Source organism: Niallia sp. 03133, assembly GCF_052663225.1.
In genome coordinates this window covers 43,060-66,286 of the sequence record NZ_JBQTCY010000016.1, presented here as the reverse complement: position 1 = coordinate 66,286, position 23,227 = coordinate 43,060, and the positions used below count along the sequence as shown (strand labels likewise).

26 protein-coding genes are annotated in these 23,227 nt (G+C 35.3%); 16 read left to right on the top strand and 10 right to left on the bottom strand.

All coding sequences use genetic code 11. The features are described from left to right. The first annotated feature begins 116 nt into the window (after positions 1 to 116). Positions 117 to 422 carry a hypothetical protein gene (locus ACTYBU_RS19745; protein WP_445492403.1) on the top strand — a complete coding sequence of 102 codons (306 nt, stop codon included), beginning with the start codon at positions 117 to 119 and terminating at the stop codon, positions 420 to 422. Positions 423 to 436: 14 nt separating this feature from the next. On the opposite strand, the gene ACTYBU_RS19740 is transcribed toward ACTYBU_RS19745, so the two are convergent. Then, positions 437 to 1,783, bottom strand: coding sequence for a glucose-6-phosphate isomerase (locus tag ACTYBU_RS19740; protein WP_445492401.1), 1,347 nt, complete (start codon positions 1,781 to 1,783; stop codon positions 437 to 439). Positions 1,784 to 2,074: 291 nt separating this feature from the next. Then, positions 2,075 to 3,238 carry an iron-containing alcohol dehydrogenase gene (locus ACTYBU_RS19735; protein ID WP_445492399.1) on the bottom strand — a complete coding sequence of 388 codons (1,164 nt, stop codon included), beginning with the start codon at positions 3,236 to 3,238 and terminating at the stop codon, positions 2,075 to 2,077. A gap of 227 nt (positions 3,239 to 3,465) precedes the next feature. Between ACTYBU_RS19735 and ACTYBU_RS19730 the strand changes: the two genes are divergently transcribed. Then, positions 3,466 to 3,699, top strand: coding sequence for a DUF378 domain-containing protein (locus ACTYBU_RS19730; RefSeq protein WP_445492397.1), 234 nt, complete (start codon positions 3,466 to 3,468; stop codon positions 3,697 to 3,699). A 159-nt stretch (positions 3,700 to 3,858) separates the two neighbouring features. Here ACTYBU_RS19730 and ACTYBU_RS19725 read toward each other — a convergent pair whose 3' ends face one another. The 5 genes from ACTYBU_RS19725 to ACTYBU_RS19705 form a co-directional block, all read right to left on the bottom strand. Continuing rightward, the gene (locus ACTYBU_RS19725) at positions 3,859 to 5,061 is read right to left on the bottom strand and encodes an ornithine--oxo-acid transaminase (RefSeq protein ID WP_445492395.1); all 1,203 of its coding nucleotides are present in this window, start codon (positions 5,059 to 5,061) and stop codon (positions 3,859 to 3,861) included. Positions 5,062 to 5,219: 158 nt separating this feature from the next. Then, a complete protein-coding gene (gene yugI / locus ACTYBU_RS19720; protein ID WP_445492393.1) occupies positions 5,220 to 5,630 on the bottom strand; it encodes a S1 domain-containing post-transcriptional regulator GSP13 in 411 nt (136 codons plus the stop codon). A 681-nt stretch (positions 5,631 to 6,311) separates the two neighbouring features. Next, on the bottom strand, positions 6,312 to 7,496 hold the full coding sequence (locus tag ACTYBU_RS19715) for an aminotransferase (protein WP_445492391.1): 1,185 nt from the start codon (positions 7,494 to 7,496) through the stop codon (positions 6,312 to 6,314). Then, positions 7,496 to 7,996 (bottom strand): Lrp/AsnC family transcriptional regulator, encoded by a 501-nt coding sequence (locus ACTYBU_RS19710; protein ID WP_445492390.1) that lies wholly within the window; start codon positions 7,994 to 7,996, stop codon positions 7,496 to 7,498. The genes ACTYBU_RS19715 and ACTYBU_RS19710 overlap by 1 nt, the downstream gene beginning before the upstream one ends. Before the next feature lie 414 nt (positions 7,997 to 8,410). Further along, positions 8,411 to 8,671, bottom strand: coding sequence for a DUF1871 family protein (locus ACTYBU_RS19705; protein WP_445492388.1), 261 nt, complete (start codon positions 8,669 to 8,671; stop codon positions 8,411 to 8,413). Between the two features lie 537 nt (positions 8,672 to 9,208). On the opposite strand from ACTYBU_RS19705, the gene ACTYBU_RS19700 reads away from it, so the two are divergent. Both ACTYBU_RS19700 and ACTYBU_RS19695 read left to right on the top strand, forming a co-directional pair. After that, positions 9,209 to 10,297, top strand: coding sequence for an iron-containing alcohol dehydrogenase family protein (locus tag ACTYBU_RS19700; protein ID WP_445492386.1), 1,089 nt, complete (start codon positions 9,209 to 9,211; stop codon positions 10,295 to 10,297). A 556-nt stretch (positions 10,298 to 10,853) separates the two neighbouring features. After that, positions 10,854 to 12,125 carry an Nramp family divalent metal transporter gene (locus tag ACTYBU_RS19695; RefSeq protein WP_445492384.1) on the top strand — a complete coding sequence of 424 codons (1,272 nt, stop codon included), beginning with the start codon at positions 10,854 to 10,856 and terminating at the stop codon, positions 12,123 to 12,125. 184 nt (positions 12,126 to 12,309) lie between these two features. Here the strand turns inward: ACTYBU_RS19695 and ACTYBU_RS19690 are convergent, their stop codons facing one another. After that, positions 12,310 to 12,822 (bottom strand): superoxide dismutase family protein, encoded by a 513-nt coding sequence (locus tag ACTYBU_RS19690; protein ID WP_445492382.1) that lies wholly within the window; start codon positions 12,820 to 12,822, stop codon positions 12,310 to 12,312. Positions 12,823 to 12,957: 135 nt separating this feature from the next. On the opposite strand from ACTYBU_RS19690, the gene ACTYBU_RS19685 reads away from it, so the two are divergent. Next, positions 12,958 to 13,338 (top strand): kinase-associated lipoprotein B, encoded by a 381-nt coding sequence (locus ACTYBU_RS19685; protein ID WP_445492380.1) that lies wholly within the window; start codon positions 12,958 to 12,960, stop codon positions 13,336 to 13,338. Between the two features lie 62 nt (positions 13,339 to 13,400). Here the strand turns inward: ACTYBU_RS19685 and kapD are convergent, their stop codons facing one another. Beyond that, entirely contained in the window at positions 13,401 to 14,018 is a 618-nt protein-coding gene (gene kapD / locus ACTYBU_RS19680) for a 3'-5' exonuclease KapD (RefSeq protein ID WP_445492379.1), read from the bottom strand. Between the two features lie 557 nt (positions 14,019 to 14,575). On the opposite strand from kapD, the gene ACTYBU_RS19675 reads away from it, so the two are divergent. The 9 genes from ACTYBU_RS19675 to ACTYBU_RS19635 all read left to right on the top strand — a co-directional run bounded on the left by ACTYBU_RS19675 (position 14,576) and on the right by ACTYBU_RS19635 (position 21,367). Then, positions 14,576 to 16,969, top strand: coding sequence for a Na+/H+ antiporter subunit A (locus tag ACTYBU_RS19675; RefSeq protein WP_445492377.1), 2,394 nt, complete (start codon positions 14,576 to 14,578; stop codon positions 16,967 to 16,969). Then, positions 16,956 to 17,381 carry a Na(+)/H(+) antiporter subunit B gene (locus tag ACTYBU_RS19670; RefSeq protein ID WP_445492375.1) on the top strand — a complete coding sequence of 142 codons (426 nt, stop codon included), beginning with the start codon at positions 16,956 to 16,958 and terminating at the stop codon, positions 17,379 to 17,381. The genes ACTYBU_RS19675 and ACTYBU_RS19670 overlap by 14 nt, the downstream gene beginning before the upstream one ends. Continuing rightward, positions 17,381 to 17,722 carry a Na(+)/H(+) antiporter subunit C gene (locus tag ACTYBU_RS19665; protein WP_445492373.1) on the top strand — a complete coding sequence of 114 codons (342 nt, stop codon included), beginning with the start codon at positions 17,381 to 17,383 and terminating at the stop codon, positions 17,720 to 17,722. The genes ACTYBU_RS19670 and ACTYBU_RS19665 overlap by 1 nt, the downstream gene beginning before the upstream one ends. Beyond that, positions 17,715 to 19,184, top strand: coding sequence for a Na+/H+ antiporter subunit D (locus tag ACTYBU_RS19660; protein ID WP_445492372.1), 1,470 nt, complete (start codon positions 17,715 to 17,717; stop codon positions 19,182 to 19,184). Before ACTYBU_RS19665 ends, ACTYBU_RS19660 begins: the two co-directional genes overlap by 8 nt. A gap of 5 nt (positions 19,185 to 19,189) precedes the next feature. Further along, on the top strand, positions 19,190 to 19,666 hold the full coding sequence (locus ACTYBU_RS19655; protein ID WP_445492370.1) for a Na+/H+ antiporter subunit E: 477 nt from the start codon (positions 19,190 to 19,192) through the stop codon (positions 19,664 to 19,666). Continuing rightward, on the top strand, positions 19,666 to 19,953 hold the full coding sequence (locus tag ACTYBU_RS19650) for a Na(+)/H(+) antiporter subunit F1 (RefSeq protein WP_445492368.1): 288 nt from the start codon (positions 19,666 to 19,668) through the stop codon (positions 19,951 to 19,953). Before ACTYBU_RS19655 ends, ACTYBU_RS19650 begins: the two co-directional genes overlap by 1 nt. Beyond that, positions 19,937 to 20,299, top strand: coding sequence for a monovalent cation/H(+) antiporter subunit G (gene mnhG, locus ACTYBU_RS19645; RefSeq protein ID WP_445492464.1), 363 nt, complete (start codon positions 19,937 to 19,939; stop codon positions 20,297 to 20,299). The genes ACTYBU_RS19650 and mnhG overlap by 17 nt, the downstream gene beginning before the upstream one ends. Before the next feature lie 219 nt (positions 20,300 to 20,518). Further along, positions 20,519 to 20,701, top strand: coding sequence for an asparagine synthase (locus tag ACTYBU_RS19640; RefSeq protein ID WP_445492367.1), 183 nt, complete (start codon positions 20,519 to 20,521; stop codon positions 20,699 to 20,701). 282 nt (positions 20,702 to 20,983) lie between these two features. Then, positions 20,984 to 21,367, top strand: a complete 384-nt coding sequence (locus tag ACTYBU_RS19635; RefSeq protein ID WP_445492365.1) for a hypothetical protein — start codon at positions 20,984 to 20,986, stop codon at positions 21,365 to 21,367. 117 nt (positions 21,368 to 21,484) lie between these two features. On the opposite strand, the gene ACTYBU_RS19630 is transcribed toward ACTYBU_RS19635, so the two are convergent. Beyond that, positions 21,485 to 21,670 carry a hypothetical protein gene (locus ACTYBU_RS19630; protein ID WP_445492363.1) on the bottom strand — a complete coding sequence of 62 codons (186 nt, stop codon included), beginning with the start codon at positions 21,668 to 21,670 and terminating at the stop codon, positions 21,485 to 21,487. Between the two features lie 262 nt (positions 21,671 to 21,932). On the opposite strand from ACTYBU_RS19630, the gene ACTYBU_RS19625 reads away from it, so the two are divergent. Then, entirely contained in the window at positions 21,933 to 22,706 is a 774-nt protein-coding gene (locus ACTYBU_RS19625; protein WP_445492462.1) for an SDR family oxidoreductase, read from the top strand. A gap of 29 nt (positions 22,707 to 22,735) precedes the next feature. After that, positions 22,736 to 23,224, top strand: coding sequence for a hypothetical protein (locus ACTYBU_RS19620; RefSeq protein ID WP_445492361.1), 489 nt, complete (start codon positions 22,736 to 22,738; stop codon positions 23,222 to 23,224). Positions 23,225 to 23,227: the final 3 nt, after the last annotated feature.

Genomic DNA, 23,227 nt, shown 5'->3' with positions numbered 1-23,227 from the left:
TGGCAAGACCTCAACTCAGACGGGTACAAGCGAGGAGGCTTGCCGGTTCGTCCGCGGAAAACGAGTAGATTCCCTGACCATTCAAAAATCAACAATGAAATTTAACAGAGACATCCATGCTGATAAAATTCGCACCATGGCGCATGAAAGAAGCAGTATCCCTATTTTTTAGCGCAGAGCAGCCGGAATACACGAAGACTCCTATGGGATTAGCGGGACAGACGAGGAGGCTCGACGCCCGCCCCATGGAAAGCGAAGTGTTTGCCGGCTGCGAACTAGCTTTATTAATAAGGAAGGATAAGACACCATTAACTACCAATAAAATCCATTTATCTTATTCCGTTTTATTATTTGCCAAAAAAAAACATACCGTTCGATTCTCCTTAAACGGGAATCGAACGGTATGTTCCTCTGTTATTTAGTTAATCGACATTTCTTATAAACGGCTTTCCAGCTCTGCTTTTTTCTCTTCAAATCCTGGTTTGCCAAGAAGTGCGAACATGTTTACTTTATATGCTTCTACTCCTGGCTGATCAAAAGGATTTACTCCTAAAAGATAGCCGCTGATCGCACATGCTTTTTCAAAGAAATACACTAAATATCCAAATGTGTACTCATTCATTTCTGGAATCGTTACTACTAAGTTTGGAACTCCGCCGTCTGTATGTGCTAACAATGTTCCTTCAAATGCTTTGTTATTCACAAAATCAACTGTTTTTCCAGCTAAGTAATTTAATCCATCCAAGTCGTTCTCTTCTGCTTCAATTATCAATTCGTGACGAGGTTTGTCCACTTTTACAATTGTTTCAAACAGATCACGGCGACCTTCTTGCACGTATTGACCTAATGAATGCAGGTCTGTTGAGAAGTTTGCTGAAGAAGGATAAATACCTTTCTGATCTTTCCCTTCACTTTCTCCAAATAGTTGTTTCCACCACTCAGAGAAATATTGCAAGCCTGGCTCATAGTTAATTAACATTTCAATCGTTTTGCCTTTATTGTAAAGAACATTGCGCACTGCCGCATATTGATAGGCAATATTATCTTTCAATTCAGATGTGCTGAAATCGTCTCTTGCTGCTGCAGCACCTTTCATCATTGCTTCAATATCTGCTCCACTAACAGCTATTGGCAATAACCCAACTGGTGTTAATACAGAATAACGGCCGCCTACATCATCAGGAATAACAAATGATTCAAAACCTTCTTCTGTCGCTAATGTTTTTAAAGCGCCTCTTGCTTTATCGGTAGTAGCATAAATTCTACCTTTTGCTTCTTCTTTTCCATATTTTTCTTCCAATAGTTTACGGAAAATGCGGAAAGCGATTGCAGGTTCAGTCGTAGTTCCAGACTTAGAGATAACGTTGATTGAGAAATCTTTATCTCCTAAGAATTCAATAACATCACTCATATATGTAGAACTTATATCTTTTCCGATAAATACAATTTGAGGTGTTTTTCTTTCTTCTTTTGATAGTGCGTTATAGAAGCTATGGTTTAACATTTCAATTGCAGCGCGAGCACCTAGATAAGATCCTCCGATACCAATTACAAGTAAAACTTCTGAATCATTTTTGATTTTTTCTGATGCCTTTACAATACGGGAAAATTCTTCTTTATCGTAATCAACCGGTAGGTCAATCCATCCTAAAAAGTCATTTCCAGCTCCTGTCTTTTCATGTAATGAATGATGAGCAACTTTTACTGCATCTTCTAAATATGTAATTTCATGTTCTCCAAAGAAACTAAGTGCCTTTGAGTAATCAAAACGAACGTGTGTCATAAATTGATCCTCCATATTATTATTTTTGCTTCCTATTTCACTTTAACGAATGAATGAAAACTTATCAAGAAAGATCTTCTGTTGTAAACGCATTCATACATACTTTTTTTATAATTTCACTTTTTATTCAAAAAAATTTACTTCTTACACTTGATTTAAAAAACGGCCATGTCCAAAGAGTTTATATTCTCCTTTACTCTCTCCATATTTAGTCGCTATCCTCCGCCCATCATATAGAAATTGTAATTGGATACAAACTCTTGTGACTGTTTCCGCTTAAACACTTTGTTCTTATAATGATGCCTTATAAATCGCTTCAACGTCTTCCGCTTTTAGGACATTAAAACGGCCAAAATCTCCTCTAGCCATTGCTCTATCGACCATAAGACCTAACTTGCTGTCATCAATGTCATAGTCAGCAAGTCTTGACGGAGCACCGATGCTGTTCCAGTAGGCTCTTAATTTTTCAATACCTTCCAATCCAGCTTCTTCATCTGTTTTCCCTTCAGGATCTACTCCAAATACCCGCACTGCTAATTGCTTAAATCGCGCTGGCTTTATAGACAGGCTATGTTGCATCCAATTTGGGAAAAGAATGGCTAATCCGCCGCCATGTGGAATATCATATACTGCAGAAACTGCATGTTCAATGTTGTGTGTTGCCCAGTCTCCTTGATACCCCATATTCACTATGCCGTTTAACGCCATGGTTCCACAATAAAGAATAGTGGAACGATATTCATAGTTTTCTAAATCATTTACAAGTTTCGGACCAAATTCAATGACTGTTTTTAGCAAGGATTCACACATATAATCCTGAAACTCTGTATGCTCTTCCAAATGGAAATAATGCTCTAATACATGGGACATCATGTCAACAATTCCATAGACTGTTTGATCTTTCGGAACGGAATATGTATTTTCCGGATCTAAGATAGAGAAAACAGGAAATGCCAATGGACTGCCCCATCCGTATTTTTCATTCGTTTCCCAATTGGTGATAACGGATCCTGCATTCATTTCAGAGCCTGTTGCCGCAAGGGTCAATACCGTTCCAAATGGAATGCTATCTGTAGCAGTCGTCTTTCTTGTTACAATGTCCCATGGATCTCCATCATATTTTGCACCAAGGGATATCGCTTTTGTACAGTCTATTACACTTCCTCCGCCTACTGCCAATAAGAAGTCAATCTTCTCTTTTTTGCAGATATCTACTCCTTTTTGTACAGTTGTAAGGCGTGGATTAGGCTCTACACCAGCAAGTTCAAATACTTCTTTATCATTATCCTTTAAGATGGTCAACACACTATCATATAAACCATTTCTTTTAATACTTCCTCCACCATATACAAGCAGCACTTTACTTCCAAATGGAGCAAGTTGATTTTTTAATTGTCCTAGCTGTCCTTTTCCAAAAATAAGCTTTGTCGGATTCCAAAACATAAAATTATCCATGCACTTATTCCTCCTTACTTTTTAAAAATGAACAATTGCTTTTTTTCTCTTATTAGGCCTCTGCCTATTGACTATTATTAAGCAAATGAGCTATAAAAGCAAAAGTTCAGCTTATCAGCCACTATTTTCACGAAAGGATTGAAAAATATAATAATTCATAAAGCATGCATAAATTAGCAACCATTGAATCAAGCTAATAAGGACTTCATATTAAGGAGGAAATCACAATGAGCGCAATCCAAAGAATTGCACTAGTACTTACCATCATAGGAGCAATAAATTGGGGATTAATTGGATTTTTTCAATTTGACCTTGTAGCAGCGGTTTTTGGCGGACAAGGATCTGCCATTGCTAGAATTATTTACGGTCTTGTTGGAATCGCAGGTTTAATTAATCTTGGACTTTTATTTAAACCTAGTCGTGAAATTGTTAGAGAACCTGAACCAAGAACAACACGATAAAGGAGGCTTCTTCAAGGGGGGCGTTCTTCCCCTGTTGTTATTTGTCTCCTGTACTTCCTATACGTTGTTGGCTTCACCCTTCATTATTATTCGTAAAATAAAAAAAGCCTGCCAAAAAGTGTCTACAATTCAACTTTTATAGCAAGCTTTTTTTATTATTTATACTGTTAAGGCACGTTGAATACGTTCAAATGCCCATTCTAATTCAAATTGTGCAATGGTTAGTGGCGGTGCAAATCGAATGACCGTATCATGCGTTTCTTTACATAACAGTCCTTCTTCTTTCAGCTTTTCACAATATGGTCGTGCTGATGAATATAACTCTACACCTATAAATAGCCCTTTTCCCCTTACTTCTTTAATGATTGGATTAGGGATGCTTTTTAATTTACTTATAAAAGAACTGCCGAGTTTTTCAGACTGTTCCGCCAATTTTTCTTCCAAGATTACATCTAAAGCTGCTATTGATACCGCACATGCTAAAGGATTTCCGCCAAAAGTGGAACCGTGAGATCCTGGATTAAACACACCTAGAATATTTTTGTTCGCAGCTACACAGGAAATAGGGTAAACCCCTCCGCCTAGTGCTTTTCCTAATATATACACATCTGGCTCTACATCAAACCATTCACAGGCAAACATTTTGCCTGTACGGCCTAAACCAGTTTGAATTTCATCCGCAATAAATAATACATTTTGATCTTTGCAAACAGATAATGCCTGTTTTAAAAACCCTTCTGGGGGAATGTTAATCCCTGCTTCCCCTTGAATCGGCTCAAACAAAAAGGCAGCAGTGTTGTTCGTTATATTCTTTGTCAAACAATCGATGTCACCATAAGGAATTACTTTTATGCCTGGAAGCATTGGACCAAATCCTCGTTTATATTCAACATCAGAAGATAAGGAAACTGCTCCCATTGTACGGCCGTGAAAATTCCCTTCACAAACAATAATTTCTGCTTTATCTTCTTCTACCCCTTTTACATCATAAGCCCATCGCCTTGCTGCTTTGATTGCTGTTTCTACTGCTTCTGCACCAGTGTTCATCGGAAGCACCATTTCCTTTTTGGCAAGTGTACAGACTTTTTCATACCACAAGCCTAATTGATCATGATGAAACGCACGAGAGGTTAAAGTAATACGATCTGCTTGATCCTTCAATGCTCCAATGATTTTGGGATGACCATGACCTTGATTAAGAGCAGAATAAGCACTTAACATATCCATATACTGTTTTCCTTCAGGATCCTTTACCCAGACGCCTTTTCCTTCTGAAATAACAATTGGCAGCGGATGATAATTATTTGCTCCATATGTATTCGATAGTTCTATAAATGATTGAGAATCAAATCGATTTGCCATATTATCTCCCCCAGAAAAATCCTAATAATTTTTGTTGAATAAAAAAAAGCTGATATAAAAAGGAAAGGGACTTGCCCTGACATTACCTCTTGTTCAAAGATAATTACGCAATTTATATCAGCTTCTATTCATCATATTATATAATTTTCTTATTAAAATTATTTTTTAATTAAATCGTTGCGGTTGGATTGTTCAATCCATTCTTGCAGTTTATCTTTTAAAGTATTAAAGCCTTGAGAATTGTCAGCCTCTGCTTTAATTGGTGCAGCTTGACGCTTAGCACGTGGTTTTTTTGCTTTTTCTGCTTCTGGCTGTGGAGCTGGAGCTTCTTCTGTTGCACGAATGGATAAACCAATTTTCCCAGCATTTTCATCAATAGAAAGAACTTTAACTTTTACTTCTTCGCCAACTTTTAAAAACTCATTAATATCTTTTACAAAGCCATGTGTTACTTCTGAAATATGAACAAGACCTTGTGTATTTTCATCTAGAGATACAAATGCACCATATGGCTGAATGCCTGTTACCTTTCCTGTAATTACACTTCCAACTTCGATTTTATCTGACATGAGAACACTCCTAATTTTTATAATAAATTTACTTTTATACGCAGTATAAAATTATATCATAAAAAACAAATTAATTCAAAACCTTATTCTATTATATACAAAAAACATTTTATTAAGAAAAGCGCAAGCGCCTTGATTATTTGCCGTACGGACTGGAAGGACTTTGACTGAGATAAAGGAAACACGAGGAGCGATAGCGAATAGATGTTGACTTATCGTAGGGAAAAGGCCTGAAGTACGTTAGGCAATAGGCGCTGAAGCTAGACAAGAAAAGCGTAAGCGCCTTGATTATTGCCGTACGGACTGGAAGGACTTTGACTGAGATAAAGGAAACACGAGGAGCGATAGCGAATAGATGTTGACTTATCGTAGGGAAAAGGCCTGAAGTACGTTAGGCAATAGGCGCTGCAGCTAGACAAGAAAAGCGCAAGCGCCTTGATTATTGCCGTACAGTTTGGCCGATTAAATACGGAAAAAAGGAAAATCGACTAACTACGCCACGGCATTATGTCTTCGTCGATTGAATCTCATCCTTCAAGCCTGTGGCAGCATCGGCATTTATACAACCTATACTTCGGAGCTAGACAGTTAGCTAACTTGAAACATATAAATTTTGATACAAATAAAAAAGAACAATTCCTTTTCCGGGAATCATTCTTTTTTGTTTTATAGGGAGCTGTCTTACTTTACTACGTTACAGGCATGATTATGAACAAATCTTTTTATTCTTTTCATCGCTTCCTGTAATTGTTCTAATGAAGTGGCATAAGAACAGCGGATATGGCCTTCCCCGCTTTCACCAAAGACATTACCTGGCACTACTGCCACTTTTTCTTCGATTAAAAGCTTTTCAGCAAACTCCTCAGATGTATAGCCTGTAGAAACAATTGAAGGAAAAGCATAAAATGCACCGCCAGGATTATGGCATGTTAATCCCATCTCATTTAAAGAATCTACAATAAAATTTCTTCTGCGGCGATAGCTTTTTTTCATTTCTTCTACATCATCACTGCCGCTCTGAAGTGCTTCCAACCCTGCATACTGCGCCATTGTTGGAGCACACATTAAACTATATTGATGGATCTTCAGCATCGCCTGAATCAATCCTTCTTCAGCACATACAAAACCTAACCGCCATCCTGTCATAGCGAACCCTTTTGAAAAACCGGAAATTAAAATGGTTCTATCCCGCATTCCCTCAATGGAAGCCATGCTCGTATACTCCTCGTCATAACAAAGCTCTGCATAAATTTCGTCGGAAATAACAAGCAAATCATGTTTTTTGGCTATTTCAGCAACTGCCTTCAATTCTTCTTTTGACAAAGTAGAACCGGTTGGATTGTTAGGTGAACAAATCATAATTGCTTTTGTATTTGATGTTATCACTTCTTCTAACTGCTGCGGCAGCACTTTAAAATCATTTTCTTTTAACGTCTGCACTGCAATGGGAACACCACCGGCAAGTGATACAAGAGGGCTATAAGAAACAAAGCTTGGTTCTAGCACAATCACTTCTTCTCCTGGATTAAGAATCGCTCTTAATGCAATATCTATTGCTTGACTTGCCCCTACAGTGACAATTATTTCGGATTTTGGTTCATATGGTACATGAAATCTTTTCTTCATATAATGTGCTATTTCCATTCGAAGTTCCAGTAGTCCCGGATTCGCTGTGTAGGATGTGTATCCTTTTTCAAGGGAAAGAATTGCAGCTTCTCTTGCTGACCAAGAAGTAACAAAATCAGGTTCTCCAACACCTAAAGAGATTACTCCCTTCATGCCTGAAGCTAAGTCAAAAAAACGTCTGATTCCAGATGGCTTCATCTCTTCTACTTTTTTTGCAATATAACTTTTCGTTTGTTTCATTACGGAGACACCACAATTCGTTTGTCATCATCATTGGGTTCAAAAATAGTTCCATCATGTTTATACTGTTTTAAAATAAAATGGGTTGTTGTGGATAAAACGGAATCAATAGTTGATAATTTTTCAGACACAAATCGAGCCACATCATTCATGGATTTCCCTTCAATAATAACAGACAGATCATATGCACCGGACATTAAGTAAAGAGATTTTACTTCTTTAAAACGATAGATCCTTTGTGCTACCTCATCAAAGCCAACTCCTCTCTTTGGAGTTACTTTGACATCAATCATTGCTGTTACACCTTCATGTCCTTCTATTTTAGACCAATCAACGATGGACGTATAACGGACTACAACCTTCATTTCTTCCAGTTTCGCGATTAGGTGTTTTGTTGCATCCAAACTTTCATTAATCATTTTAGCAATATCTTCATCTGAAATCCTGGCGTTTGTTTCTAAAATTTCAACAATTTCAATTTCTTTTTCCGTCAGTTTCATAAAAAACCCTCCTGCTTAAATAGAAAAGCGGAAGCGCCTTGGTCATCGACTTACGAACTGGAAGAGCTTTGACTGAGATAAAGGAAACACGAAGAGCCGGATGGCGAATCGATGTTGACTTATCGTAGGGAAAAGACCTGAAGTTCGTTAGGCGATAGGCGCTGCAGCTAGACACTATTCTCTGTTTAAATTTACACTTTCTTATTTTTTAAGAAAAACGGAAGCGCCTTGGTCATCGATTTACGAGCTGGATCGCTTCGTTATTTTTAAAAAATTCTTATCTTTTAAAATATATCTATTATAACAAATTACAGAAAAAAAAAAGCTTATTTTTATAACAAATATATCAAAGTTTCCATTCGCTAATCCTTTGGATAAGTGTTATTTTTTATTACAAATAGATCTTTTTTATCTTTAAATAGAGCAAGCGCCATTCTCTTTAATAAGAAGAAGTTTTTTTGAAATATCCATACATTTATCCATCGGAATATACTCTTCAAAAGAAAATTCATATATCGATTGAATCTTTACAGCTAATGCTTCAGTCAGATCAATATCATGAACAGCTTGAATACAATCAGCAATTTCTGTTTCATAATTACCTTCTCCTATTTGAAAAGGATCCCATTCATTTAATATTCTTACCATTTCTATATTCATTTCTTGATTCGTCATTTTTTTCACCCTTATTTCCTTTTTGCTGAACCCATTTTAACATAAACAAAACCTTCGATACAGAACAACCACTTTTTATGAATGTCTTTATTCTACTCACTTTGTCAATGGACTAATAATTGACATTCTATCAGACAAGTTTTAAGATTCAGTTAGTATTAGAAAAGCAGTTGGATCGGGTTTTGTGAAGTCCCATATCATTCATTTTGAAGAGATTAGCACTGCTTACAAAAGCGATGCTTCTTTCGAATGGAAGAAGCTTTTTTCTATAATAAACACGCAAAGTATGTAGATTATTTGCATTTAGAGTTTATCCTACACTTAACGGGCAGTAAAACCCCACCTCAAGGTGCTGAGAAATCGAGGAAGCTAGGTGGAGGATGAACTGCCCATAAAGATCCGATAAGTTCAACTAACCATCAGTAGGGGATGAAGAACCCCCCCACTGATGGAAGGTTCACTTTATAGTAAAAAGATGGTTAAAATCACCATAGCGAACACCCTAAAATATTTATCAAGCATAAAGGACGTGACAGGATGGTTGAAATAGAAGTAAGAGGTGCACCGGTTTATTATGCATGTGAACCAGGTGTTTTAAATGAATTGGATGGATTGCTGCAGCGATACAATAAAAAGAATTGCTTAGTTGTACATGGAGATAAATCATGGGATGCGATTTCCCCATTTTTCCCCAAAAACTTTCAGTATTCATCATTAACATTTATTCCTTATAATGGAGAATGCTCGTTAAATGAAATAAATCGTATTGCAGCCTTAATAAAAGAAAATAAATTTGATGCGATAATTGGCATTGGCGGCGGAAAAATATTAGACTTGGCAAAAGCAGCTGGAAATGATTCTAATGTAGATGCTGTATTAATCCCAACACTAGCATCTACATGTGCTGCTTGGACTCCATTAAGTGTTATTTATACAGATGATGGAACATTTACCCACTATTCCATTTTTCCGAAAAGTACATTAATGATCTTGTTTGAACCACGTGTTCTTTTAGATTCACCAACAAATTTCTTTATTGCAGGGATTGCCGATACTTTAGCAAAATGGTATGAATCAGATGTTATTATCCGGGAATTGGAGGAAACACCTCTTGCAGTAACCATTGCGCATCAAACAGCACAATTATGCCGTGATGTATTGCTCGAACATGGCGTACAAGCCGTACAAGATCAAAAAATTGGCCATCTTACTTCTGCCTTAACAAAAGTGATGGAAACCAATATTGTTGCAGGAGGAATGGTTGGCGGTTATGGTGATAAATACGGTAGAATTGCAGGAGCCCACTCTATCCATAATGCATTGACTATTTTGGAAGAAACACATCATTTGCTGCATGGAGAAAAGGTAGCGTATGGAATACTAGTTCAATTGGCATTAGAAAATAACTGGGATGAAATTAGAAGCTTAGAAACCTTTTATCGCTCCTTGTCATTACCGTTAACATTAAAAGACTTAGGAATTAATAAAAATCAAAGTGAAGAATTGAAAAAGGTTTCAGAAGCAGCAACAATACAAAAAGAGTCCATTCATTTAATGAATGACGAAATTACAGCAGATAAAGTCTTACAAGCTATTTATGATTTAGAAGCATTTATTGAAAGCTAATTAATGGTTCTGCTTTTATAAGGGTTTCCCAACATGGGATGCCCTTCTTTCTTTGTCTTTTGGAAAACACTCACCAATAATACCGTCCAGGAATGGAGTTATGTTTGATTGATAAAGTGCAGCTAACCATCAGTGGGGTTTTCTTCATCCCCCACTGATGGTTAGTTGCACTTATCGGACCTTTACGGGCAGTTATCCCCCATCTAGCTTCTTCGATTCCTCAGGCATCCCCGAGGTGGGGGTTTTACTGCCCGTTAAGAGTGGGAGAAAGTGAAGCTACATGTAAATGGGGTTTTTCGTTCCTCCCTAACTTTTGGCTAGGTGCTGGGTTAGAGGATGTATACATACAGAGACGTTAGAAAGAAAGTGATATGTATTCCTTAATTTGATTTTTTTGTAATGTTTAAACTTCATTAATACGAAACTTTTTCATTATTTGAAAATAGTTTGCAAATTCATTGACAATCTTGATATTTCGGAATATGATTTACTATAAATTTGCATACAGGAAACTTTTTATCACGGAGCAAAAATCCAAAAAGAAAAAGGTGACATCATGGATAATGAAAATTCCTACTTAAAAGAAGAATATTCATCCGCACAAGCTGCACTGGATGGAAGAGTAAAAGGGATTAAAAGAATCCTTCCATTCTTAGGGCCAGCCTTTATCGCAGCTATTGCTTATATTGATCCAGGAAATTTTGCAACAAATATAGCTGCAGGATCTAAATATGGATATTTATTGTTATGGGTTATCTTTTTCTCTAATATAATGGCACTTATTATACAATCATTATCTGCCAAACTCGGAATCGCTACAGGAAAAAATTTGCCAGAAGTAGCAAGAGAAGAATTTCCAAAGCCTGTTTCGATCGGATTATGGATACAAGGCGAGCTTGTTATTATGGCAACAGATTTAGCCGAATTTATCGGCGCTGCACTTGGGATTTATTTACTGTTCGGGATACCGTTAATTGAAGCAAGCATCATTGCTGCTTTAGGCTCATTTGCTATTTTAGAATTGCAAAGAAGAGGCTACCGTTCTTTAGAAGCAGGAATAACAGCTATGTTGTTTATTGTTGTACTTTCCTTTATTGTTCAAATGTTTTTTGCAAAGCCAGATGCTGGATCCGTACTGCACGGATTATTTACACCGGCTTTTCATGGCACTGACAGCATATTGCTTGCTGCTGGTATTTTAGGAGCAACGGTTATGCCACATGCCATTTATCTTCATTCCGCATTAACACAAAAAAGAATTATCGGCAAAACAATGACTGAGAAAAAAATGATTTACCGATTTGAATTTATTGATATTCTTATTGCGATGCTAATAGCTGGATTTATCAATGCCTCTATGCTGATTGTTTCCAGTTCCTTATTTTATAAAAATGGAATTTTTGTGGAGGATTTAGAGGTTGCTTTTCATCATTTTAACCATTTAGTAAGTCCACTTTCCGCAACATTGTTTGGGTTAGGGCTGTTGATTGCTGGTCTTTCCAGTTCTTCTGTTGGAACAATGTCAGGTGATGTTATTATGCAAGGGTTTATTCGTTATCGAATTCCCATATATACAAGACGATTGATCACTATTATTCCACCAATTCTTGTCATCGCATCAGGCGTTAATCCAACAACTGCATTAGTGCTAAGTCAAGTAATTCTTTCATTCGGAATAGGTTTTGCCTTGATTCCATTAATTTTATTTACTAGCAACAGCAGAATTATGGGACCATTAAAAAACACAAAAATAATAACCATACTATCATGGATAATGGCTGTTCTGATTATTTGTCTGAATATATTTTTACTTGTTCAATCTTTTTAAACCAAAACCCGATGTTTTCGGGTTTTTTATATAGAAAAAGATATTGTTTTAGCCGAATTTAATAGTATTTTCGATAACAAGCTGTTGTTGCGATTAAAAAAAATACGCTAGGATCATAAAGACCTGAGCGTATTATAAAGAGTAGACGAAGTACGTTATATATTGCTAAGTCCACTCTACATGATTATTTTTTTATCACACCACAGGAAATTCTTACACCTGAATTTCCTGCTGGCTGTGACATTCCATCATCAGGATTTTCTGTAATCACAATGGATGTTCCATTTTTCGTAAATAGAGTATTTTTCTTGTCTTTTAATGTAATTTGAGGAGCCAGTATTTCTGCTTTTACTGAACCATCAGCTTCAACAATAATATTAGGCAAATCACCCGCATGTGCTCCTTTCGGATGAAGTAGTCCATGCTCTTTTTTATCCGGGTTAAAGTGACTTCCTGCAGATTGGAAATCCGGCTTGTTGCACTTTCCTGTATCGTGGATATGAATTCCATGTACGCCGGGCGGCAAGCCTTTTAAATTAATATTTAACATTACTCCAGTAGATTTTTCTGTCAAGGTAATCGTTCCTAGTGAGTCTCCCACTTCATTTATCATATTGACATCTACTTTTTTAACTTCAGCTTGTGTACAGCCTGTCAGCAGAACCAGACATGCAACGCTAGCGAATATTTTTTTCATCCCATTTTTCATCCCATTTTTCCTCCGAAGACATTTTCCTTTATTGTTTGTTAAAATGAATTTATTATGCCTTCGTATAGTTTTTAAAAAGTAAAATTAGTATAATATGACATATAGAGAACGGGAGGTTTAATCATGTCGGAATTAACAGCAGGAACTATTGTTACAGCTTTTTATAAAACAGGTAAATATATTGGAGAAGTAATGGAGATTCGAGCACATAGTTATTTAATTAAAGTGATTGGTGTATTAAAACACCCAATGCAAGGTGACTTGCATCATCCTAAAGCAACTGAGGGAGTCTTCTTTCACGAACGGAAAGCTCTTGGCTTCAATGAGAAAATGAATGCACCAAAACAAATGGTGAAAAAATACGAAGGGGATATTCCGCCCTATGCAGAGTCACTGCAACAAGCTGTAGAGAAAATGGAGAATGAGTTTATAGAAGATTCTTCAGAATTTGCAAGACGAAGCTTGTTTCATTTAAAAGAGTTAAAAAAAGAATATAAAATATAAAACTAAAAACTTTACCCAAATAAAAAATAATCCTTTTTATTTGGGTACATACTGCCAACTCTTTAAGCCAGCTTATTAAAAAGCTTTGATACATCAATAAGATCCCCAATGGTTGTGGGCTCTGGCTTTTCTAAATATTTTTTATCTTGTTCCACCAATCGGAAAATATGATACGTTGTTAACGCATCATCTAATGCACGGTGGTGCTTTCCTGTTCCTTCTCTTCCGTATTCCTTTACTGCTTTCCATAATCCCGTTTGATTTTGATCTCCAAAAAAGCGTTTATACTCCATCGATAAATCAATTTCTGAACCTTTTAGAGAAAAAGGAATCCCCGCTTTTAGATAATTGTTTCTAAGGACCCGCATATCCATATTTCCCCATGTTACAACCGTATTTTCAAATCCAGTCCCGATCTCCTCTATTTTCTTAACTAAATCATAAAATGAAATGCCTTTATTGACTTGTTCTTGTGCTATATGTAAGAAGGATTTGCATCTTTCAGAAAGAATGGGAAATTTCCGGGGAACTACATAGGACGAAAATTGTTCTCTTACCGCATTATTTACAACTGCTACTATGCCTACTTCAATTATTTCAGGATAAAACCCTTTAAATTTCACACTTTTTTCAGGCATGGTAAATTCAAAGTCTATAAATAAATGCTGCTTTTTTTCCATCTCTTCACCCTCTCTCTTTCACAATAATTTACAATCAAGATGATAAAACAGATGCTATCAAAATAAAGCTTCTTTCAATAAATTATGAACCCAGTTAAACGATTTATGTTTAATTTTATTATAACAGAATATTCTTTAACCTTTTAAATTTTCTGTATTTTTTTCATAAGGGAATTGAATTTTTTTTGAAGATAATGATATCAGCCTACGAAGAAAATGAATAAGGAATTAGCCGAATTATACACAAAGGAGTTAAGCTTCAAAAAACACATTAGAGAACAACCTCAAAAAACAAATTTACTTAAATTAGAATATTCATGTCCGATTTTCCTTTTATTATTCACCCTAGTTAAAAAAAATAAAAAAATTTTTCTAAAAAATATTACGTGTTTCTACCTATTTAATAAAAATGACTAAAAAATGCTTTTTATGTTTCTTCCCTTGTGCACACACTTTTTTTTTACGTTATAATTTTACTGAATTGGAATGAAAAGCTTAAAAGTCATAACAATAATAGCATTTTTTCATTATCATAGTTTTCTTTAGGAGGTTTTATTTTGACATTATTACATTGGGTTGTATTATCCCCATTCTTATATGCTCTTTTCATCCCATTTTTTCACAAATGGTTTAAAAACAGGCATATCGGGTGGTTTATTCTCCCGCTGCCGCTCCTATTGTTTCTTTATTTTCTAAGCAGGATAACCTATATCTCAAATCATCACACTTTCATGGAGACTGTATTATGGATGCCGTCTTTTTCTATTAATTTTACTGTTCTTCTGGATGGTCTTGCTTTGTTATTTGCTTTGCTTATTACTGGAATCGGTGCTTTAGTGATTTTTTATTCCATTTTTTATTTAAATAAAAAGAAAGAAAAACTAAATCTTTTTTATTTTTATCTATTATTATTTATGGGAGCAATGCTTGGCATTGTTATTTCAGATAATCTGATTGTTCTTTATACATTTTGGGAAATAACAAGTTTGTCTTCCTTTTTATTAATTGGATACTGGAATGGAAGAAGCAAGTCACGCAATGGTGCTTTGAAGTCCATGATTATTACTATTTTTGGCGGTTTATCTTTATTGGGAGGAATTATACTCCTTTATCTAATGAGTGAAACCTTTCAAATTTCTGAAATTATTTCTTTTGTTCGAAACAATCACCCACTTTCAGATCCATTATTTATAGGAGCAATGTTTTGTATCTTAATTGGAGCATTTACTAAATCTGCACAATTTCCCTTTCATATTTGGCTTCCAGACGCAATGGAGGCTCCTACACCTGTAAGTGCTTACTTGCATTCTGCAACAATGGTTAAAGCAGGAATCTACCTTGTAGCTAGATTAAGTCCTATATTTGCAGAATCATTTTATTGGCTTTGGATTATTTCTGCAGTCGGACTAGTTACATTGCTTTATGGATCTTTTTTTGCAGTAAAACAAACCGATTTGAAGGGGATTTTAGCATACTCGACTATCAGTCAGCTTGGGATGATTATGTCTTTATTAGGCATAGGAGCAGCCGCTGTTCATTTTGATTTTATCGATAATAGTTATTCTACAGCCACAGCAGCAGCGTTGTTTCATTTAGTGAACCATTCTACTTTTAAAGGAAGTCTTTTTATGATGGTTGGAATTGTAGACCATGAAACAGGTACAAGGGATATTCGGAAATTAGGCGGATTAATGCTATTAATGCCGGTTACCTTTACTATTGCTGTTATTGGCAGTTTTTCAATGGCGGGATTGCCTCCATTGAATGGTTTTCTAAGCAAAGAAATGTTTTTCACTGCTATGGTTCATATCCAAAATTTTAAATTGCTGCAATTGGGCACATGGGGGGCTCTTTTCCCTATTTTCGCTTGGATTGCCAGTATTTTCACTTTTGTTTACTGTATGATGCTTTTATTTAAAACATTTACTGGAACGTATAAACCAGATCAATTAGAAAAAAAACCGCATGAAGCGCCAATTGGCATGCTGATTTCTCCGCTTATTCTTGTTGTGCTTGTTGTTGCATTTGGTTTGTTTCCTAACTTGCTTTCTCAATCTATTTTATCGCCAGCAGTATCTGCAGTGTATGGAGGAAAGCCTTTGGAATTTCATATCCAACATTGGCATGGATTTAAATTAGAATTTTTTATGACACTAGGTGTATTTTTATTAGGATCGCTTTTAACTGCAACATTTTCAAAATGGAAAAAATTTTATCGTTTTTTCCCTGAATTATTAAACCCTTTCTACACGTTACTTTTGAAAAATAGTATTTCATTTGCAAAAAAAATGACAAATAGTTATATGGTCGGTTCCATTCGAACATACCTTGTTTATATATTTGCCTTTTTAGTTGCTATAGTAGGATATACCCTTGCTGTTGAAAAAGCTGTTAATTTTCAAAACAAAAACATTGCATCGATTGGAATATACGAACTCTTGCTTTCATTGGTATTAGTAGGTGCAGCGATATCCATTTTGTTTGTTAAATCACGGCTTTCTTCCATTATTTTATTAGGTGCAGTAGGTTATTCCGTTTCTTTATTTTTTGTTATTTTTAGTGCTCCTGATTTAGCATTAACACAGCTAGTGATTGAAACCGTTTCTGTTTCTTTGTTTTTATTATGCTTTTACCATTTGCCAATAAAAGCAAGAAAAAAGAAAAGCATCGGTTTTAAATTGACAAATGCTTCTATTTCATTGCTGGTTGGCATAACTGCAAGCATTATTGCCATTTCAGCTTATAATACAAAATTATTCGACTCTATTTCTAAGTACTATATTGAAAATACGTATAAAAAAGCAGCTGGCGAAAATATGGTGAACGTTATTTTAGTAGATTTCCGAGGATTTGATACATTATTTGAAATTGCAGTTCTTGCGATTGCCTCTATCGGGATCTATACGATAATTAAATTGAGATTAGGAGGGAAAAATAGTGAAAACAAATAATCTTATTTTACAAACTATAACCAAAACAGTTGTTTTCCTTATTTTCCTTTTTTCCATTCATATTTTTTTTGCAGGGCATTATACACCTGGTGGAGGATTTATTGGCGGGTTGATGACAAGTGCAGCAATTGTGCTGCTATTATTAGCTTATGATTTAAAAACTGTTCAATATATTTTTCCAGTCAACTATATTTACGTTACTGCTGCTGGTTTGCTTATCGCTGTATTAACAGGAATGAGTGCACTCCTATGCAATAAACCTTTTTTAACACACGCTTTTAATAAACATGTCTATCTGCCAATTATAGGAGAAACCGCTCTTCATACTGCAGCCATATTTGACTTTGGTGTTTATTTAGTTGTTGTTGGCGTTACAATGACAATTATTCAAACGATTGGAGAGGATTATTAATGGAAATTTTAATGGCAATTATTATTGGAATTTTATTTACTTGCGCCACCTATCTAATGTTGTCTAAAAGTTTGCTAAGTATCATTATCGGCACCGGTTTGTTAAGCCATGGGGTCCATTTGCTTCTCTTAACAATGGGAGGATTAAAAAAAGGGACAGCTCCATTGCTGGGTCTTCATGCAGCTGCTTATACAGACCCTCTGCCTCAGGCATTAATCCTTACGGCAATTGTTATTAGCTTTGGTGTAACTTCCTTTTTCTTAGTTCTCGCCTATCGAACATATCAGGAGCTGGGCACTGATAATCTGGAGAAATTGCGAGGAAACAAAGAGTATGATTAATCTGATTATATTACCAATTATTATTCCTTTTATTACAGGAATCCTATTGATTTTTTTCAATAAAAAAATGTTATTACAACGTATTTTATCGGTTATTAGTTTATTATGTTCCATCATTATTGCCTTATTGATTATAGGTGAAGTTAAAACAAATGGGATCCAAACACTCAACCTTAGCAATTGGGATGCACCATTCGGGATAACTATTGTATCGGATATGTTTTCTGCTTTATTGGTATTAACGACAAATATAGTAGTACTATTTTGTATCTTGTATTCAATGAAAGGAATGGACAAAGAAAGAGAAAGCTATTTTTACTATTCCATTATTCAATTTTTACTTGTCGGAGTAATTGGAGCTTTTTCAACTGGAGATATCTTTAATTTATTTGTCTTTTTCGAAGTTATGCTTATGTCTTCCTATGTCTTGCTTGTACTAGGCGGGACAAAGATTCAATTAAGGGAAACGGTAAAATATATTTTAGTAAATATTATTTCTTCTGCCCTTTTTGTTGCAACAGTGGCGTATTTATATGCTGTCGTGGGAACATTAAATATGGCCCATATCTCTGAAAGAATATCAGTGGTTGGACATTCAGGCATCTTAACCGTTATAGCTGTTTTATTTTTAATTGTTTTTGGCTTAAAAGGCGCTATATTCCCATTATTTTTCTGGATGCCTGGCTCCTACTATGCTGCACCAATTCCCATACTTGCTTTATTTGGTGCACTGTTAACTAAGGTCGGTGTATACTCGATCACAAGAACATTCACATTATTTTTCCAGGATATAAGTTATATTTTTTCCTTATTAAATGTCCTTTCTATCATAACCATTATCTTAGGTGTAATAGGAGCAATTGCTTATAATGATCTTAAAAAAATCATGATTTATAATATCTTAACAGCTGTTGGTGTTATTTTATATGGAGTTGCTTCATTTAATGAAACATCCATCATCGGTTCTATTTATTATTTATTGCATGATATGATTATAAAAACTGCCTTATTTTTATTAATTGGCGTGATTATGGTTATTTCAGGCTCTAATAATCTAAAAAATATAAGCGGGTTATTAAAGAGTTATCCTGCTTTAGCGTGGACATTTTTTATTGCTGCCCTTTCCTTAGGGGGAATTCCTCCTTTAAGTGGATTTATTGGAAAATTGTTGATTGTCCAAGGCGGTTTTGAAAATCATGATTATATAAGCAGTTTGCTTGTCTTATTTTCGAGTTTGTTTGTATTACTTTCTGTCATGAAAATATTTATTAATGTGTTTTGGGGAAGCGAATGGAAAAAAGACACTATATCCATAAAACGATGGTTGTTACCTTCCATTATTCTTGTATGTCTTTCATTTGCAATGGGATTATTTTCTGAAGCAATCTATCCATACATTTCTTTAGCAGCCGATTCATTGCTTCATCCAGAGCATTATATTAAAGCGGTTTTAAAGGAGTAGTGAAAATGGCATTTCAACTATTATTAAATGTATTTTTAGCAATTGTTTGGATGTTTTTAAAAGGTTCTGCTGCAACAGATACTTTTCTTATCGGTTATATTCTTGGATTGATCGTTATTTTTATGACAAGACGCTTTTTTTCAAGCCGCTTTTATTTGTACCGTGTTCTATCGATTTTTAACCTTTTGATTATTTTTATAAAAGAATTGATAGCAGCAAATTTTGCGGTATTAAAAAGTATTCTACAGCCAACATCCAAACTGACTCCCGGGATCTTTGCAATGGAAACAGTGCTTACAAAAGATTGGCAAATTACTGTCTTATCTAATTTAATTACGTTGACGCCAGGAACGTTAGTCGTTGATATTTCAGAAGACAATAGAATACTTTATATTCATGCGATGGATATTCGTGATAAAGCAGCAACAATTAAAAGTATTCAAAACAGCTTTGAAAAAGCAATACTAGAGGTGAGTAAATAATGTTTATGATACTGATGCACATTTCCTTATTTATTATCACATTATCAATGGCAGGATTTATTTATCGAGTGATAAAAGGCCCTTCCACCCCTGACAGAGTCGTTGCTTTAGATGCACTTGGCATCAATTTAGTTGCCATGATTAGTATTCTTTCTATTATTTTAAAAATAGATGCTTTTATTGAGATTATCCTTTTAATTGGAATTCTTTCCTTTATTGGAACAGTAGCGTTTGCAAAGTATTTAGAAAAGGGGGTTATTATCGAGCGTGATCACAATCATAATTAAAATTATTATCTGTATCCTTATTTGTATGGGGGCATTGCTGAATTTAATTGCAGCATTTGGCGTAATTAAACTGCCTGATGTTTATACAAGAAACCACGCTGCTTCGAAATCAGCAACACTTGGTGTCATGTGTATTCTTTTGGGAACTTGTCTTTATTTCATACAAGCAGAAGGAATTTTTCATGCTAGTTTAATACTGGCCATTGCCTTTATTTTTCTAACATCTCCAGTTGCTGGGCATCTTATTACTAGAGCAGCTTATCATACACATGTTCCCATGTGTGAAAAGTCCATTAGAGACGATTTAAAATCGAACAAAAATACATCATCATCCAATCAAGTTTAATCTTATGCTCATCTTTTTGTGATGCCGATTACAGGTGTATAGCTACACATATAGATCGGCACCACATCTTATTCAGCAACAAAGAAATTGCGTTTGCCTCACATTATTTGAACCTTATATTGCCTTTTGCGCCTTCTATTGCCACGATTTATATATATCCATAAAGCCATACTAAAAAAGTCCTTCAATGGACAAAAAAGATAACAGGAGTGAAGCTTAATGGAGCATATTCGTGAAGGATTAATTCCTGCCGTATTAGGAACTGCCGTAACTACAGCTGGTCTTGTTATGAAGCAGAACCGCAAAATAGATTCCATGATATCTGATACTGTTTTCGGTTTTGGACTTGCACATATTGTATTAGGAACAATTGATTTAGTTGAACACCGTCAAAGATTTTAATAAAGTGAACCTTTCCATCAGTGGGGGTTTTCTTCATCCCCCACTGATGGAAAGCTTGCGGTCCACAGGATGTGAATCACACAAACGAAGACATAAGGAAGTGGCGACCTTAGTTTGTGTACCTCTTATCGGACCTTTACGGGCAGTAAGAGTGGGATAAAGACATTTCTTCCACCTTCGCCTTTTCCATGTTCCAGTTTCTATGTTCTTTAGGTATAATTCCTTTTGACCTGAATATGATATTTAGCAGTATGTATTTGTAACAGAAAGGATTGTTTCGATATGTATCGACCTTTTTTTCCTTACATCATGCAGTATGCTTGTATCTCCCATCCTTTTCTGCATTATCCGATTACGTTCCGAACGCTTCCAAATGTAAATACAAACCAATTAATCCAGTCCGCTCAAGATTCCTTATCCCTGCTTAAAGATGCCGAGATTATTTTGACAAAAATAGCGCAATCAAGTGAATTTTCCCGCCAATTAATGAGTGCCGCCCAAGCTTCTCAAATCCAGGCAGTAAACAAACTGATTCAATCCTTAGGCTTAAATAACCTTCCAAGAATTTCGTATAACCCTGATGGAATTACTTTTAATTTTGACCATAAAAATCAACCTCCACATTGTTGTTACTTTTCCATCCAGTTGAAATGGATGGAGAAGTAACAACAGGATTAAAAATCCTTCTTTATTTATGCTTTTTTACAAGAAACACCTTTTTCTATTCCTTTACCTGATACGTAAATAAACAAGCGTTATACCAGCTTAACTTATTAGCATCTCTTAATAATAAGGATATGGTCCATATGGTCCTGGTCCATAAGGAACTGGTCCGTATGGTACAGGTCCGTAATAATATGGTCTCGGTCTAACTAATGCGGAACCAACTATCCCACCTAATAAACCTCCAACAAATGGAGCCGCAAACCAAATTCTTGAATCTTGCGGATGTCTATATCCATACATCATTGGTAATTCCCTCCACTCTTTTTCTATTTACTCCCTACTCTATTACATATGCAATTGCCCCAATTTTGGACTGGGCTAAAACCTTTACCTAGAAATATACTTTCCTTTGTCGCTATCATTTTATTTTGGGCTTTCTTATCGAATTTCCATCTTTTCCCCATTTATGTATTTAGGCAAAGGCAAATTCATCAAATTAATCACCCATCGCATAATGCTTGTTTATACTATAAGGGAAATATAGAACGAACAGGAGGGAAGGGTTATACAGATGAATGATTTATATAATCTGAAGGGCAAAACAGCAATCATTACGGGTGGAGGCCGTGGATTAGGACAACAAATGGCAGCTGCATTAGGAGAAGCTGGAGCTAATATTGTTATTTGCTCTCGAAATATAGACAATTGTTTAAAAACTGCAGAAATATTAAAAGAAAAAGGCATTCAGACTCTCGCATTATCATGTGATATAGCAGAGCAAAATGATATTGATTTCGTTATTCAACAAACAATTGATCATTACGGTAAGATTGATATTTTAATTAACAATAGCGGAACTTCATGGATTGCTCCTATTCTTGATTACCCAGAAGATAAATGGGATAAAGTGATGAACATTAATGTAAAAGGCACCTTTTTATTTTCACAGGCAGCCGCAAAAAAAATGGCAGAGCAAAAAAGCGGAAAAATAATTAACATCTCTTCTGTCACAGCATTATATGGAACACACCCGCACTATTTAGATGCAATTGCCTATAATACAAGCAAAGGCGCTATTCTTACCTTAACAAAAGAATTAGCTGTAAAACTTTCAGCGCATAATATTCAAGTCAATGCAATTGCCCCAGGTTTTTTTCCAACAAAAATCACGACAGCTTTAGAAAAATATCAAAAATCGATATTGGCCAAAATTCCTGCAAACAGGTTTGGTACACCCGATGATATAAAAGGCATTACACTATTCTTATCAGGACATGCATCAGATTATATTACAGGACAAACAATTGCTGTAGATGGCGGCTTATCTTCAATGCTTTAACAAAATAGAAAAAGGAAGGATGGAAAAATATGAATGTTACATTTGATTTGTATGAAATCCTTAAAAAAGGAGGGGGCTTACTGCAATTTCGTATAAATGATTTTATTCAGCAGCAATTAAACCGAACAGCAGCCATTCATTTTGCAGGCAGTCACAGTGGCAGTTTAACGAAAAAAATTGAACAGGTTCAGAATTATGTTGAAAGAACTGCATCTATTATTAATCTTCCAACAAAAAACGATTTAACAAATGCTACAAAATTAATCCTGCAATCTGAAGAAAAAATTGATGATTTGGATGAACAGTTTTATAAATTGCAAACGCAAATGAAAGAGATAAAAGAACTTTTACAAGGGCTATCTCCTTCCAATTCCACCACCTTTAGTAATTTTTCCGAACAAGAAGAAGTTATAACAGCCCTTCAACAGGAAATTAAAGACGTTAAACAGACAGTCTCTAAACAAAAGAAACAATTAGCTAAAATACAAAATTCAAGCAACCAATCCAATAAGGCGTAAAAT